The sequence below is a fragment of the Streptomyces sp. NPDC050564 genome (assembly GCF_044457265.1).
GTDB lineage: Bacteria > Actinomycetota > Actinomycetes > Streptomycetales > Streptomycetaceae > Streptomyces.
The window spans coordinates 288,977-301,962 of the sequence record NZ_JBITGS010000006.1; the positions used below are offsets into that span (position 1 = coordinate 288,977).

A 12,986-nucleotide genomic window follows, 5' to 3' on the forward strand; every position below is an offset into this window, starting at 1 on the left:
ACGATGCGTTGCGCCCGCCCCTCGCTGATCGGGGGCGGGCGTACGTTTTTCGCCCCCGCCGCCCCTGCCCGTCCCGTACCTGGGGGCCGCGCCCCGAGACCCATGCCAAAAGATTGCGCAGTTCTCCGCGCCCCTTTTCAGGGGCGCGGAGAACTGCGCGAACGGGGTCCGGGGCGGAGCCCCAGGTCGGGACGGGCAGGGGCGGCGGGGGGCGAAAACCCGTTAGGCGTGTTCGCGCCAGCGGTTGGTGATGGGGAGGCGTCGGTCCTTGCCGAAGCCCTTCGCGGAGATCTTGGTACCCGGCGGGTACTGCCGCCGCTTGTACTCCGCCGTGTCGACCATACGAAGCGTCTTCACGACGAGCTCCCGCTCGAACCCGGCAGCGACGATGGAGTCCGCGCCCTCGTCCCGGTCGACGTACCGTTCGAGGATCGCGTCCAGGACGGGGTAGTCCGGGAGGGAGTCCGTGTCGACCTGGTCGGGACGCAACTCCGCACTCGGCGGCTTGACGATCGAGTTCTCCGGAATCGGCGGCGTCTGCCCCCGGTCCACGGCCGCCCGGTTCCGCCACTCCGCCAGCCGGAAGATCGACGTCTTGTACACGTCCTTGATGGGGCCGTACGCCCCCACCGAGTCGCCGTACAGCGTCGAATACCCCACGGCCAGCTCCGACTTGTTGCCGGGCGCCAGCACGATGTGCCCCTCCTGGTTGGAGATGGCCATCAGCGTCGTGCCCCGCAGCCGGGACTGAAGGTTCTCCTCGGCCAGCCCCGTCAGCCCCAGCGACGACATATACGCGTCGAACATCGGCTCGATCGGCACGGTCCGGAAGTTCAGCCCCGTCCGCCGCGCCAGCTCCGCCGCGTCGTCCTTGGAGTGGTCGGACGAGTACTTCGACGGCATCGAAACGCCGTACACGTTCTGCGCGCCCAGCGCGTCACACGCGAGGGCGGCCACCAGCGCCGAGTCGATACCGCCCGACAGCCCGATCAGCACCGACCGGAACCCGTTCTTGGCCGCGTACGCCCGCAGCCCGACCACCAGCGCCGAGTAGATCTCCTCGTCGTCGTCCAGCCGCTCCGCGTACCCCCCGGCGAGCTCCGCCTCGTACGCGGGCAGCGGATCCTCGGAGAGCACGAGCCGCTCGATCCGCAGCCCGTCGTCCACCACACCCTCCACCGGTGAGGCGGCGGCAGCAGGCAGATCCAGGTCCAGTACGACGCATCCCTCGGCGAACTGCGGCGCCCTCGCGACGACTTCACCGTCCCGGTCGACGACGATCGAGTCCCCGTCGAAGACCAGCTCGTCCTGCCCGCCGATCATCGCGAGATAGGCGGTGGTGCACCCGGCCTCCTGGGCCCGCTTGCGGACCAGTTCGAGGCGGGTGTCGTCCTTGTCGCGCTCGTACGGCGAGGCGTTGATGGACAGCAGCAGCCCGGCCCCGGCGGAACGGGCGGCCGGCACACGCCCGCCGTCCTGCCAGAGGTCCTCGCAGATGGCTAGGGCGACATCGACCCCGTGCACCCGCACGACCGGCATGGTGTCGCCGGGCACGAAGTACCGGAACTCGTCGAACACGCCGTAGTTGGGGAGGTGGTGCTTGGCGAAGGTCAGCGCCACCCGGCCTCCGTACAGCACCGCGGCGGCGTTCTGCGGGGCGCCGGCCGGCTGCCCGTACTTCGGCTGCGCGGTCTCGGAACGGTCGAGGTAGCCGACGATCACCGGCAGCTCCCCGAAGCCCTCGTCGGCGAGCCGGGTGGCCACCGAGCGCAGCGCCGCACGGGAGGCCTCGACGAAGGACGGCCGCAGGGCGAGGTCCTCCACGGGATACCCGGTCAGCACCATCTCGGGGAACGCCACCAGATGCGCTCCCTGCTCGGCGGAGTGCCGGGTCCAACGGAGGATCGCCTCGGCGTTGCCGGCGAGATCGCCGACGGTCGAGTCGATCTGATTCAGGGCGAGGCGTAGTTGAGGCACGGGCCCAGTGTAATCGTCAGAGCGACACAATGGGGTGTGGGGCGCCCCACGTGGAGACCGGCGTGGAAACGCCCCACCCTCAGGGCCCGGCGGCCCGGATCCGGCGCCTCAGCTCCGGTAACCGAGCACGGTCATCATCCCCGCCTCCGAGTGGTAGACGTTGTGGCAGTGGACCATCCACAGGCCCGGATTGTCGGCGTCGAAGTCCACCGTCAGCGTCCCGTTCGGCAGCACGATCGCGGTGTCCTTGCGCGGGCCGCCCACCACATTGGCCAGGCCGAAGGTGTGCCCGTGCAGATGGACGGGGTGCCACATGCTCGTGGAGTTGGAGAACACGAGCCGCACCCGCTCCCCGGCCCGGACGGGATGCCGCTGATCCGCCCCGGCACGGTAGGGCTTCTTGTCGAAGGCCCAGTCGTACTTCTCCATCCCGCCCGTGAGCTGCAGCTTCACCGTGCGGTCCGGCTCCTTCTCGGCCAGCGCCACGGACGTGTCGGCCCGCAGCCGGTCCGCCGTCAACAGCCGCCCGTCGAGTTCCTTCGGCCGCACGGACCCGGCGGGCGCCGCACCTCCGCCCGTCCGCAGCAGCGCCTGCGCCGACGCCTTCTTGCCCTCGGCCAGCGCGGTCAGCGGGAAGACGCCGTCCTTGACGGTGACGAGGACGTCGTACCGCTCGCCCATGCCGAGCAGCAGCGCGTCCGTCCTTACGGGCCGCACCGGGAAGCCGTCCGTGTGCGTCACCGTCATCTCGTGCCCGCCGAGGGCCACGCGGAAGGCGGTGTCGCCGCCCGCGTTGATGATCCGGATCCGGACGCGGTCCCCGGGGCGCGCCCGGAAGACCGAAGGCGCCTTCGCCGTACGCCCGTTGACCAGGTAGTACGGATACGCGACATCCCCGGCGTCGCCGCCCAGCAACCGGCTCTCGGAACCCATGAGCAGACGGGAGGGACCGGGCGGGGGCGATTCCTGACCTCGCATGGACATGGTGGACATGTCGTGCCCGGAGTGATCCATGCTCCCGTCGTCACCCATGTCCATGCCCATGCCGCCGCTCAACTGCTTGAGCACGGCGTCCGGGGTGGACCCGTCCACCCCGTCGACCCAGTCGTCGAGGACGACCACCCACTCCTTGTCGTACGACAGGGGCTCCTTGGGGTCCTCCACTATCAGCGGGGCGTACAGACCGCGGTCCTGCTGGGGTCCGGAGTGCGGGTGGAACCAGTACGTGCCCGGGTGCGGCACCGTGAACCGGTAGGTGAAGTCGGCGCCCGGCTGGACGGCCCGCTGGGTGAGGTCGGGTACGCCGTCCATGTCGTTGCGCAGGGCGATCCCGTGCCAGTGCAGGGACGTGGCCTCCGGGAGATGGTTGGCGAGCGTGAGGGCGAGGGTGTCCCCGGCGGTGACGCGGACCGCCTCGCCGGGCAGGTCGCCACCGTACGCCCAGGACTTGACCGTACGACCGCCCAGGTCGAGGGCGGCCTCGGCGGCGGTGAGCCGCACCTTGCGGACGGGGCCCGAGCCCCGCTTCTTCTCGGCGACGGCGACTTCGCGGCCCGCCGGGTCGACGTACCCCTTCGGACCGCCGGTGGATCCGCTTCCGTCGTGACCCGTGTGACCTGCGCTGGAGCAGGCGGACAGAATCCCCGTCCCGGCGACGGCGGCCGCCGCGCCGAGGACGGCGCGGCGCGTGTGCGTGCGCATGGGTGTGGTGGTGCGCATGGCTGAGTAACACCTCGTCGTGGTGATGTGCGTGCGGATGGACGCGTCCGCTGCTTCTGGTACACCGCTCGACGCCCGGAGGTTCCCACCTCCGAACGGGCAGCCCGAAGCAGCCGGTGCACCGGCCTAAATGCGCAGCACCGACAGACGGGAGAGAAGGGTTCTTTGCGGGGGCGGGTGGGGCCACAGGGCGCGCAGCAGCCCTGCGCGTGCGGGCTGTGTGGCGCCGCTCGCCCACGGGGTGCCCAGCGCCGCCGCGAGCAGCAGGAGGAGGGTGGCGCCGCCGAGTACGGCGAGGCAGACGGACAGGGGGTCCATGCCGTTCATGGGGGGCATGTCGGCGGTCATCGACGCGCCCGCCGCGTGCTCCTGCGCACGGCCCGGCGGGGAGGACAGGGGGTGCGACATGGCGGACGAGGAGTGCCCGTGCCCCCCGGAGCCCTCGTCCGAGGAGTACGACGAGTACCCGGAGCTCCGGGCCGAGCCGTGCCCTGAAGGATGCCCCAGCGTGTGCATCGTCACGATCCCGAGAAGCAGCGCGGCGAAGAGCAACACCTCGCGCGCCCGGCTTCTCGTCACCATGCGGCCACCTTACCCCCACCGGGTATCGACGCGAGGAGTGGGCCCGGCCCGCCCGGAGCAGCGCGACGGGGTTAGGGGTAACCGCGGGGGGTTATTCGACCCCGCCGCCCCTACCCATTCCCGTACCTGGGGGCTGCGCCCCCAGCCCCCTCGGTTGTCTTTTGACCTCGAGACGGTGGGGGCTTGTCGCGCCGTTCCCCGCGACCCTTTCGGGGCGCGGCCCGGCGCATCAGTGATCGACGCGCTCCGCGCGCGGCGGAACGTGCGCCGCGACAAGCCGCCCCGAGCTCCCCGCGGTGGCTCCCGCGACCACGCCGGCCCGACGCCGGTCGACCGCGTACGCGGCGCCGGCCACGGCAAGGCCGAGCACCGCGAGGGCCGCTCCCGCGACCGCCGGAGACGTCGCTCCGAAGCCCGCGGCCAGAGCGAGCCCCCCGATCCACGCACCACCGGCGTTCGCGAGGTTGAACGCCGCCTGGTTGGCGGAGGACGCGAGGGACGGTGCGGCGGAGGCCTTCTCCATGACCATCAGCTGGAGCGGCGAGCCGGTGATGAAGGCGGCCACGCCGAGAAGGGTGACCGCGACGGCCGCGCTCCACTGCGTGGTCATGAAAACCGGGAAGAGCGCGAGGACCGCGACGAGGGACGCCAGGCCACCGAAGAGGGTGCCGCGCAGGGAGTGGTCCGCGAGGCGACCGCCCACCAGGTTGCCCGCGGTCGCACCGACACCGAAGAGGGCCAGCAGCAAGGTCACGCTGCCGTCGGCGTACCCGGCCGACTCCGTGAGCATCGGCGTGATGTAGCTGTACGCGGAGAAGAGCGCCCCGAAGCCCGCCACCGTCGTACCCAGGGCCAGCCAGACCGGGAGGGAGCGCAGTGCGGCCACTTCGCCGCGCAGACCCCCGGTGGGGGCATGCCCATGATCACGCGGGATCAGGAGCGCGAGCGAGGCGATGGCGGCGACACCGATCGCGCTCACGCCCAGGAATGTGGCACGCCAGCCCAGGTGCTGGCCCATGAGCGTCGCCACCGGCACACCGGCGACGTTCGCCACCGTCAGCCCGAGGAACATCAGCGAGACGGAGCGCGCCTTGCGCTCGGGGGCGACCAGGTTCGTGGCGACGACGGCGCCGACGCCGAAGAACGCGCCGTGCGGCAGCCCGCTGAGGAAGCGGGCGGCCAGCAGCCAGTGGTAGTCGGGGGCGAAGGCGGAGAGCGCGTTGCCCACCACGAAGAGGCCCATCAGGGCGATCAGGACCTTGCGGCGCGACATGCGGGCGGTGGCGGCCGCGAGCAGGGGGGCGCCGATCACGACACCCAGGGCGTAGGCCGAGACAAGGTGGCCCGCGGCGGGGATGGATATGTGCAGGTCGTCCGCGACGTCGGGCAGCAGGCCCATCATCACGAACTCGGTGGTGCCGATGCCGAAGGCGCCCACGGCGAGGGCGAGCAGGGCCAGGGGCATGAGGGGCCTTTCAGAGGAGCGGAGAACGTGCGGCGGGGCGGGGTACGAGCGGTTTCCATGGGCGTACGCAGGCACAGGGACGACATACGCGCGCATGGGCGCGCCCGTGCACACCGATGTGCACGGGACGCGGGGGTCAAGCTGTGGGTTCAGCTATAAGTTTAGCTGGGAAACAAACTCTCTCAGGCCCAGTATTCCAGGAGGTTAAGACGCGGTTGCGCCCACCTTGACGCGGGCGGCAATCGGAAGGTGATCGCTGCCGGTCTCGGGCAGGGTCCACGAGGTCTCGGGCTCGATGCCCTTGACCATGATCTGGTCGATCCGGGCCATCGGGAACGACGCCGGCCAGCTGAACCCGAACCCGCTGCCCGCCGCGCCTTGAGTGGAGCGCATCTGCGCGGTGACGGCGTTCAGCGCGCGGTCGTTCATCGTGCCGTTGAGGTCACCGAGCAGGACGACCTTCTTCAGCGGCTCATCGGCGATCGCCTCGCCCAGCGCGTCGGCGCTCTTGTCGCGCTGCCGGGCGGTGAACCCGGCCTCCAGCTTCACGCGGACCGAGGGCAGGTGAGCGACGTAGATGGCGACCTGTCCGGCCGGCGTCGTCACCGTTGCCCGCATCGCGCGCGTCCAGCCCAGTTTGATGTCCACGGGCTGGGCGCCGGTCAGCGGGTACTTGCTCCACAGTCCGACGGTGCCCTGCACCGAGTGGTACTTGTACGTCGAGGCGAGCGCCTTCTCGTACACCGGGACCGCCGAGGCCGTCAGCTCCTCCAGGGCCAGCACATCGGCGCCGGAGGCGGCCACGTCGCGGGCGGTGCCCGACGGGTCCGGGTTCTCGGCGTTGACATTGTGCGTGGCGACGGTGAGGTCGCCGCCGCTGCCGGTCTTGTCGGTGAGCAGCCCGCCGAAGAGGTTCAGCCAGACGCTCGCGGGCAGCAGCACCGCGATCAGGGCGCTCGCCGACTTCCGTACGAAGGCGAGGATCAGCAGGATCGGGATGAACAGGCCCAGCCAGGGCAGGAACGTCTCCGTGAGGCTGCCGAGGTTGCCGATGGTGTTCGGGATCTGCGCGTGCAGCAGCATCACCAGAGCGAGGATCACCGCCAGCGCGGCGAGGATCAGACCTCGACGCCAGATGCCGCGGTCACCGCGCCAGCCGTCGAGCAGGCGCCGAAGTCGGGACCCTCTGCGGTCCGGCTCCTGGCCGCCGCTGCCCGTCTCCGTCATATACGCCTGCGCCATACCGTCGCCTCACAACCTGCCGTGCGCACCGTCTGCCCCTCGGCTACGACCCTAGGGGATGATCGGTGTCGTTCTCGCCGTCCCGTGACGGCCGTACGGGCAAGGGGACGTACAACTTCGTGTTCGGAGTTCCGAATACGGGCATGGAGCGCGCCCTCTGTGACGAAACGCGCACATTCGCCCCGTCAGAAGCCGGCGAAACGAACCGTCAGGAACAGGCGGGACCAACAGGACCACGGAAACTACGGCTTGGCCGGCCGCAGTCCCTCCAGCAGTGTGTCGACGATCTGCTCCGAGAGGCCTTCGGGAAGTTCGCTCTCCGGGCGCAGGACGGCACGGACGAGCATGGGGCCGACGAAGATGTCGTTGACCAGGTCGACGTCGACGTCCTCACGGAGTTCGCCGTTTCGCTGTCCGCGGCGCAGGACTTCGTACCCCAGTCTGCGCCGCGGGTCGACGACGGTCGCGTGGTACGCGTTCCAGAGTCTGGGGCTGCTCTTCATCTGGGCGTACACGTTGTGCAGCATCGCCGACGAGCGGTTGATCAGGCCGCGTTGGCGCAGCGACTCCAACAGGACGATGAGGTCGTCGCGCATCGAGGTGCCGGGGAGTTCGGGGTCCTCGGGCTCGGCGGCGCGCAGCACGTCGACGAAGAGCTCCTCCTTGCCGCTCCAGCGACGGTAGATGGTCGCCTTGCCGACACCCGCGGTGCGGGCGATGCGCTCGATGGACAGGTCCCCGAGCGGTACGCCGTCCTCCAGGAGCTTCATGACGCCCTCGATGATCGAGCGCTCCACGGCCTCGCTGCGGGGGCGCCCCCTGGCGGGCCCCTCATGCCCGGCTCGGCTGTGCGCGAGGCTCACATCGAACTCCTTTTCCCTTGACCGGCGTTCATTCTCCCCAGGTGCGGCGCCCGCGGGCACCCGGTGCCAGGTGCCCGCGGTCCCGTACGGCCGGTCAGTGCTCCCCGGCCGGCACCAACTCGGTTTCCTCCTCGCCCTTCTGGACTTCCGGGGTCCGGCCCGGCAGGAACACGGCCACGATGACCGCGCCGACGATCGCGACACCCGCGCCGCACAGGGCGGTCACGTGCATGGCATGCAGGAAGGCGTCGTTGGCGGGGCCGACGAGGGCCTTGCCCCGGGGGCCGAGCTTGGCGGCGACGCCGAGGGTGGCTTCGATGGACTCGCCCGCGGTGTGGCGCAGGCCGGCCGGGACGACACCGAGCTTGTCCTCGATGCCGGTGCGGTAGGCCGTGGAGAGGACGGAGCCGAGAACGGCGATGCCGAGGGCGCCGCCGACCTGGCGGAAGGTGTTGCTGAGCGCGGAGGCGGAGCCCGCCTTCTCGCGCGGCAGGGCCTGCATTATCACGACACTGGTCGGGGTCATGATGTGCGCCATACCGGTGCCCATGAGGAAGAAGATGACCTCGAGGAGCCAGATCGGTGTGTCCGTCTCGAGGACGGCGAACGCGGCGAGCATCGCGGCGATGATCAGCAGCCCTGCCGTACACGTGGCCCGGTTGCCGAAGCGGTCGACGACGAGCCGGGCGCGCGGCGCGAAGATGATCTGGGCCGCGGCGAGCGGCAGCATCAACAGGCCGGTCTGCAGCGGCGAGTAGCCTCGCACGCTCTGCGTGTAGAAGACGGAGAAGAAGGTCACACCCATCAGCGCGAAGAAGACGAGCGCGATGGCGGCGATCGCCGCGGAGAAGACCTTGTTCTTGAAGTACGTGACGTCGATGGACGGGTGGTCGCTGCGCTTCTCGTACACGACGAAGCCGGCGAGGACGACGAGTCCGGCCGCGATGGTCGCGAGGACCGTCGCATCGGTGAAGTCGGCGAGCTGGCCGCCCTTGATGATGCCGTAGACGAGCAGGACGAGCCCGATGACCGACAGGACGACACCGATCGCGTCGACGCGGCCGGGGTTCGGGTCACGCGAGTCCGGGACCAGCCAGAACATCAGGACAAGCGCGAGCAGCACGATCGGCACGTTGATGAGGAAGACCGAGCCCCACCAGAAGTGGTCGAGCAGGACGCCGCCGGTGATCGGGCCGATCGCGATGGCGAGGCCGACGCCGCCGGCCCAGATGCCGATGGCCTTGGGCTGCTCGTCGCGCTCGAAGACGTTCATCAGGACGGCGAGCGTCGCGGGCATCACGAAGGCGGCGCCGAGGCCCATCAGCGCGCGGAACACGATGAGCTGGACCGGCGAGCCGGACTCCGCGGCCAACGCAGAGCCGATGCCGAAGACGGCGAGACCGGCGAGCAGCACCTTCTTGCGGCCCAGCCGGTCGCCGAGCAGGCCCGCGGTGAAGAGAAGTCCGGCGAAGACGAGCGTGTAGGCGTTGATGGCCCACTCCAGCTCGCTCTGGGTGGCGCCGAGCCCGGTGGGCGCCGGGGTCGAGATGGTCTTGATCGCAACGTTCAGGATGGAGTTGTCGAGCACCACGATCAGCAGGCTGAGCATCAGCGCGCCGAGGATCGCCCAGCGGCGCCGATGCACCGCCTCTGGCACACGTCGGTCGGCAGGAGGAGCGGAAGTCGTCATGGCGCTCAGACTAGGTGCGATTCGATACGGAACCGTCTCGTATCGAATATACTTTACGGAGAACTTACCAAGGGAGATGGAACCCCGCGCGCCGAGACGCAGATCGCTCGCCCCGCTCTAGCCGCGCGTGGCACGAGGTGCCACCATGGACCTGGTCCGGGGACGCCGTAAGGGCGCCTCGAGATGACAGAAGGAGCCGTTGCGATGACGCAGCTTTCGGCTGCCCAGAAGCAGCCCGTGCAGGGTGTGCGCCCGTCCACCGACAGCAGCAAGGCGCTGTACGGGGGCAAGAGCACCCGCCGCATCACGGTGCGCGACATCACCGCCGCCAAGGAGCGCGGCGAGAAGTGGCCCATGCTCACCGCGTACGACGCGATGACCGCGTCCGTCTTCGACGAGGCCGGCATCCCGGTCATGCTCGTCGGCGACTCGGCGGGCAACTGCCACCTGGGGTACGAGACGACCGTGCCCGTCACCATGGACGAGATGACCATGCTGTCCGCCGCGGTCGTGCGGGGCACCAGCCGCGCCCTGATCGTGGGCGACCTGCCCTTCGGGTCGTACCAGGAGGGCCCGGTGCAGGCGCTGCGCTCGGCCACCCGCCTCGTCAAGGAGGCCGGGGTCGGCGCGGTGAAGCTGGAAGGCGGCGAGCGCTCGCACCGCCAGATCGAACTGCTCGTCGAGTCCGGCATCCCGGTCATGGCGCACATCGGCCTGACCCCGCAGTCCGTGAACGCCATGGGCTACCGCGTGCAGGGCCGTGGCGACGAGGCCGCGCATCAGTTGCTGCGGGACGCGAAGGCGGTGCAGGACGCGGGTGCGTTCGCCGTCGTCCTGGAGCTGGTCCCGGCGGAGCTGGCCGCCGAGGTCACGCGCACGCTGCAGATCCCGACGGTCGGCATCGGCGCGGGTCCCGAGACCGATGCGCAGGTCCTCGTCTGGACCGACATGCTCGGTCTCACCGGCGGCAGGGTGCCGAAGTTCGTCAAGAAGTACGCCGACCTGCGTGAGGTCATGGGCAACGCGGCGAAGGCGTTCGCCGAGGACGTCGTCGGCGGGACGTTCCCCCTCGAGGAACACTCCGTCCACTGAGCCACTGCGGCACCAAGGGCAGCCCGCCGATTTCCCCCGTCGGCGGGCTGCGCCTTTTCCTCACGGCGCCGTCAGGGTTCTTTCGCCCCCTCCGCCCCTACCCGTCCCGTACCTGGGGGCTGCCGCCCCCAGACCCCCGCTTCGGCCTGGACGGCCTCGTCCTCAAACGCCGGACGGGCTGAAAAGCACCCGCAGTCGCCGACGCACGGAGCTGAAAAAGCACCCGCAGTCGCCGACGCGCGGGAGAGGCCGTGCCGGTACATCACAGGCCCCGTCGCTTACGCGGTTGCCAACAGGCAGGACCATGAAGCCGAAGCGATCTGCCACCGGCGACGGGGCGGATGTACCGGCACGGCCCCGACCCACCCACCGGCGGACAAGCGCCGACGGCACGCCCGTCGGCGATATATCGGCGGCTGTCGGTCGGCTGTAGGCGGTTTGTCGGTGGCGGCTGGCACCTTGATGGCCATGACGCGAATCGACAAGAACCCCAGCGGCGGCGCCAAGAGCGCCGTCACCGTACGGGGGCTGGTCAAGCACTACGGCGAGACCAAGGCACTGGACGGCGTGGACCTGGACGTGCACGAGGGCACCGTCCTCGGCGTGCTGGGTCCGAACGGCGCCGGCAAGACCACCCTCGTCCGCTGCCTGTCCACCCTCATCACCCCCGACGCCGGCCACGCCACGGTCGCCGGTTACGACGTACTGAAGCAGCCCCGCCAGCTGCGCCGAGTCATAGGCCTCACCGGCCAGTACGCCTCGGTCGACGAGAAACTCCCCGGCTGGGAGAACCTGTACATGATCGGGCGGCTGCTCGACCTGCCCCGCAAGGACGCCCGGCGCCGCGCCGACGAACTCCTGGAGCGCTTCTCGCTCACCGAGGCCGCCAAGCGCCCGGCGTCCACGTACTCCGGCGGTATGCGCCGCCGTCTCGACCTCGCCGCCTCCATGATCGGGCAGCCCGCCGTGCTGTACCTGGACGAGCCGACGACCGGCCTCGACCCGCGCACCCGCAACGAGGTGTGGCACGAGGTCAAGCGCATGGTCGCCGACGGCGCCACCGTGCTGCTCACCACCCAGTACATGGAGGAGGCCGAACAGCTGGCCTCCGAGCTGACGGTCATCGACCGCGGCAAGGTCATCGCCAGCGGCCGGATCGACGAGCTGAAGGCGAGGGTCGGCGGCCGCACACTGCGGATCCGCCCGGTCGACCCGCTGGAGCTGCGCCCGCTCGCGGGCATGCTCGACGAGCTGGGCCTCACCGGTCTCGCCGCCTCGGCCGTGGACACCGAGACCGGCACCGTCCTGGTCCCGATCCTCAGCGACGAACAGCTCACCGCCGTGGTCGGCGCGGTCACCGCGCGCGGCATCACGATCAGCTCCATCAGCACCGAACTGCCCAGCCTCGACGAGGTGTTCCTCTCCCTCACCGGCCACAAGGCCGGTGCCCCGCAGGACGCCGCCCCCGCCCGCGCCTACGAGGAGGTCTCCGCATGAGTACCGCCGTTGTCGAAGCCCCCCTCGCCGCCCAGAGCGACTCCCATATCTCGCCGCGCGCACACGCGCGCCACATCGGCGCCCTGGTCCGCCGCAACCTGCTGTGGATCCGCCAGGACCCGGAGTCGATGTTCGACGCCGTCCTGATGCCGATCGTCTTCACCCTGCTGTTCGTGTACGTCTTCGGCGGCTCCATCGGGCAGTCGCTGGGCGGCGGGCAGGACCGGTACGTGCAGTACGTGGTGCCCGGTCTGATGGCGATGACGACCATGAACATGGCGACAGCCGTCGGCACCGGCTTCAACGAGGACTTCCACAAGGGGGTGATGGACCGCTTCCGCACCCTGCCGATCGGCCAGGGCTCCGTACTCTTCGCCAAGATCGTGGTGGAGCTGATGCGGATGGTCGTCGCCACGACGATCCTCATGATCGTGGGCGTACTGGTGGGCTTCGACATCACGAACTGGCCAGGCCTGTTCGCCTCCGTGGGGCTCGCCACTCTCTTCGCCTCGGCCCTGATGTGGATCTTCCTGGTCCTCGGGGTGACGATGAAGAACGCCCAGTCCGTGCAGGCGATGGGCTTCCTGGTGCTGTTCCCCCTGCAGTTCGGTTCGTCGATCTTCTCGCCGCCCGCGACCATGCCCGGCTGGCTGCAGACCTTCACCGACTACAACCCGCTGTCCAACCTCGCGGACACCGTGCGCGGCCTGATGGTGGGCGGCCCGGTCGCGCACCACCTGTGGATGACCCTGGCCTGGACGGCGGCCCTCACGCTGGTGATGGCACCGATCGCGATCCACAAGTTCCGCACCAAGAGCTGACGTTCAGCCACGCATGACGGCCATGACCATGGCCCCCG

General features: G+C 70.1%; 10 protein-coding genes. 3 read left to right on the forward strand and 7 right to left on the reverse strand.

Annotated features, from left to right (window positions below; genetic code table 11):
• Nucleotides 1-222: 222 nt before the first annotated feature.
• The 7 genes from ACIBK0_RS12480 to ACIBK0_RS12510 all read right to left on the reverse strand — a co-directional run bounded on the left by ACIBK0_RS12480 (nt 223) and on the right by ACIBK0_RS12510 (nt 9,538).
• Nucleotides 223-1,977, reverse strand: a complete 1,755-nt coding sequence (locus ACIBK0_RS12480; RefSeq protein ID WP_399078549.1) for an NAD+ synthase — start codon at nt 1,975-1,977, stop codon at nt 223-225.
• Between the two features lie 108 nt (nt 1,978-2,085).
• Complete coding sequence (locus ACIBK0_RS12485) at nt 2,086-3,678, reverse strand: multicopper oxidase family protein (protein WP_399078699.1); 1,593 nt, start codon at nt 3,676-3,678, stop codon at nt 2,086-2,088.
• Nucleotides 3,679-3,822: 144 nt separating this feature from the next.
• Entirely contained in the window at nt 3,823-4,278 is a 456-nt protein-coding gene (locus ACIBK0_RS12490; RefSeq protein WP_399078551.1) for a hypothetical protein, read from the reverse strand.
• A 229-nt stretch (nt 4,279-4,507) separates the two neighbouring features.
• Nucleotides 4,508-5,743 carry an MFS transporter gene (locus ACIBK0_RS12495; protein ID WP_399078553.1) on the reverse strand — a complete coding sequence of 412 codons (1,236 nt, stop codon included), beginning with the start codon at nt 5,741-5,743 and terminating at the stop codon, nt 4,508-4,510.
• Nucleotides 5,744-5,947: 204 nt separating this feature from the next.
• Nucleotides 5,948-6,985 carry an endonuclease/exonuclease/phosphatase family protein gene (locus ACIBK0_RS12500; RefSeq protein ID WP_399078555.1) on the reverse strand — a complete coding sequence of 346 codons (1,038 nt, stop codon included), beginning with the start codon at nt 6,983-6,985 and terminating at the stop codon, nt 5,948-5,950.
• Between the two features lie 242 nt (nt 6,986-7,227).
• Nucleotides 7,228-7,848, reverse strand: coding sequence for a TetR/AcrR family transcriptional regulator (locus tag ACIBK0_RS12505; protein WP_399078557.1), 621 nt, complete (start codon nt 7,846-7,848; stop codon nt 7,228-7,230).
• Nucleotides 7,849-7,942: 94 nt separating this feature from the next.
• Complete coding sequence (locus ACIBK0_RS12510; protein WP_399078559.1) at nt 7,943-9,538, reverse strand: MFS transporter; 1,596 nt, start codon at nt 9,536-9,538, stop codon at nt 7,943-7,945.
• A gap of 204 nt (nt 9,539-9,742) precedes the next feature.
• On the opposite strand from ACIBK0_RS12510, the gene panB reads away from it, so the two are divergent.
• The 3 genes from panB (at nt 9,743) to ACIBK0_RS12525 (ending at nt 12,948) form a co-directional block, all read left to right on the forward strand.
• Nucleotides 9,743-10,630 (forward strand): 3-methyl-2-oxobutanoate hydroxymethyltransferase, encoded by an 888-nt coding sequence (gene panB / locus ACIBK0_RS12515; protein WP_399078561.1) that lies wholly within the window; start codon nt 9,743-9,745, stop codon nt 10,628-10,630.
• A gap of 468 nt (nt 10,631-11,098) precedes the next feature.
• Nucleotides 11,099-12,127 (forward strand): ATP-binding cassette domain-containing protein, encoded by a 1,029-nt coding sequence (locus tag ACIBK0_RS12520; RefSeq protein ID WP_399078563.1) that lies wholly within the window; start codon nt 11,099-11,101, stop codon nt 12,125-12,127.
• On the forward strand, nt 12,124-12,948 hold the full coding sequence (locus ACIBK0_RS12525) for an ABC transporter permease (RefSeq protein WP_399078565.1): 825 nt from the start codon (nt 12,124-12,126) through the stop codon (nt 12,946-12,948). The genes ACIBK0_RS12520 and ACIBK0_RS12525 overlap by 4 nt, the downstream gene beginning before the upstream one ends.
• The last annotated feature ends 38 nt before the right edge of the window (nt 12,949-12,986 follow it).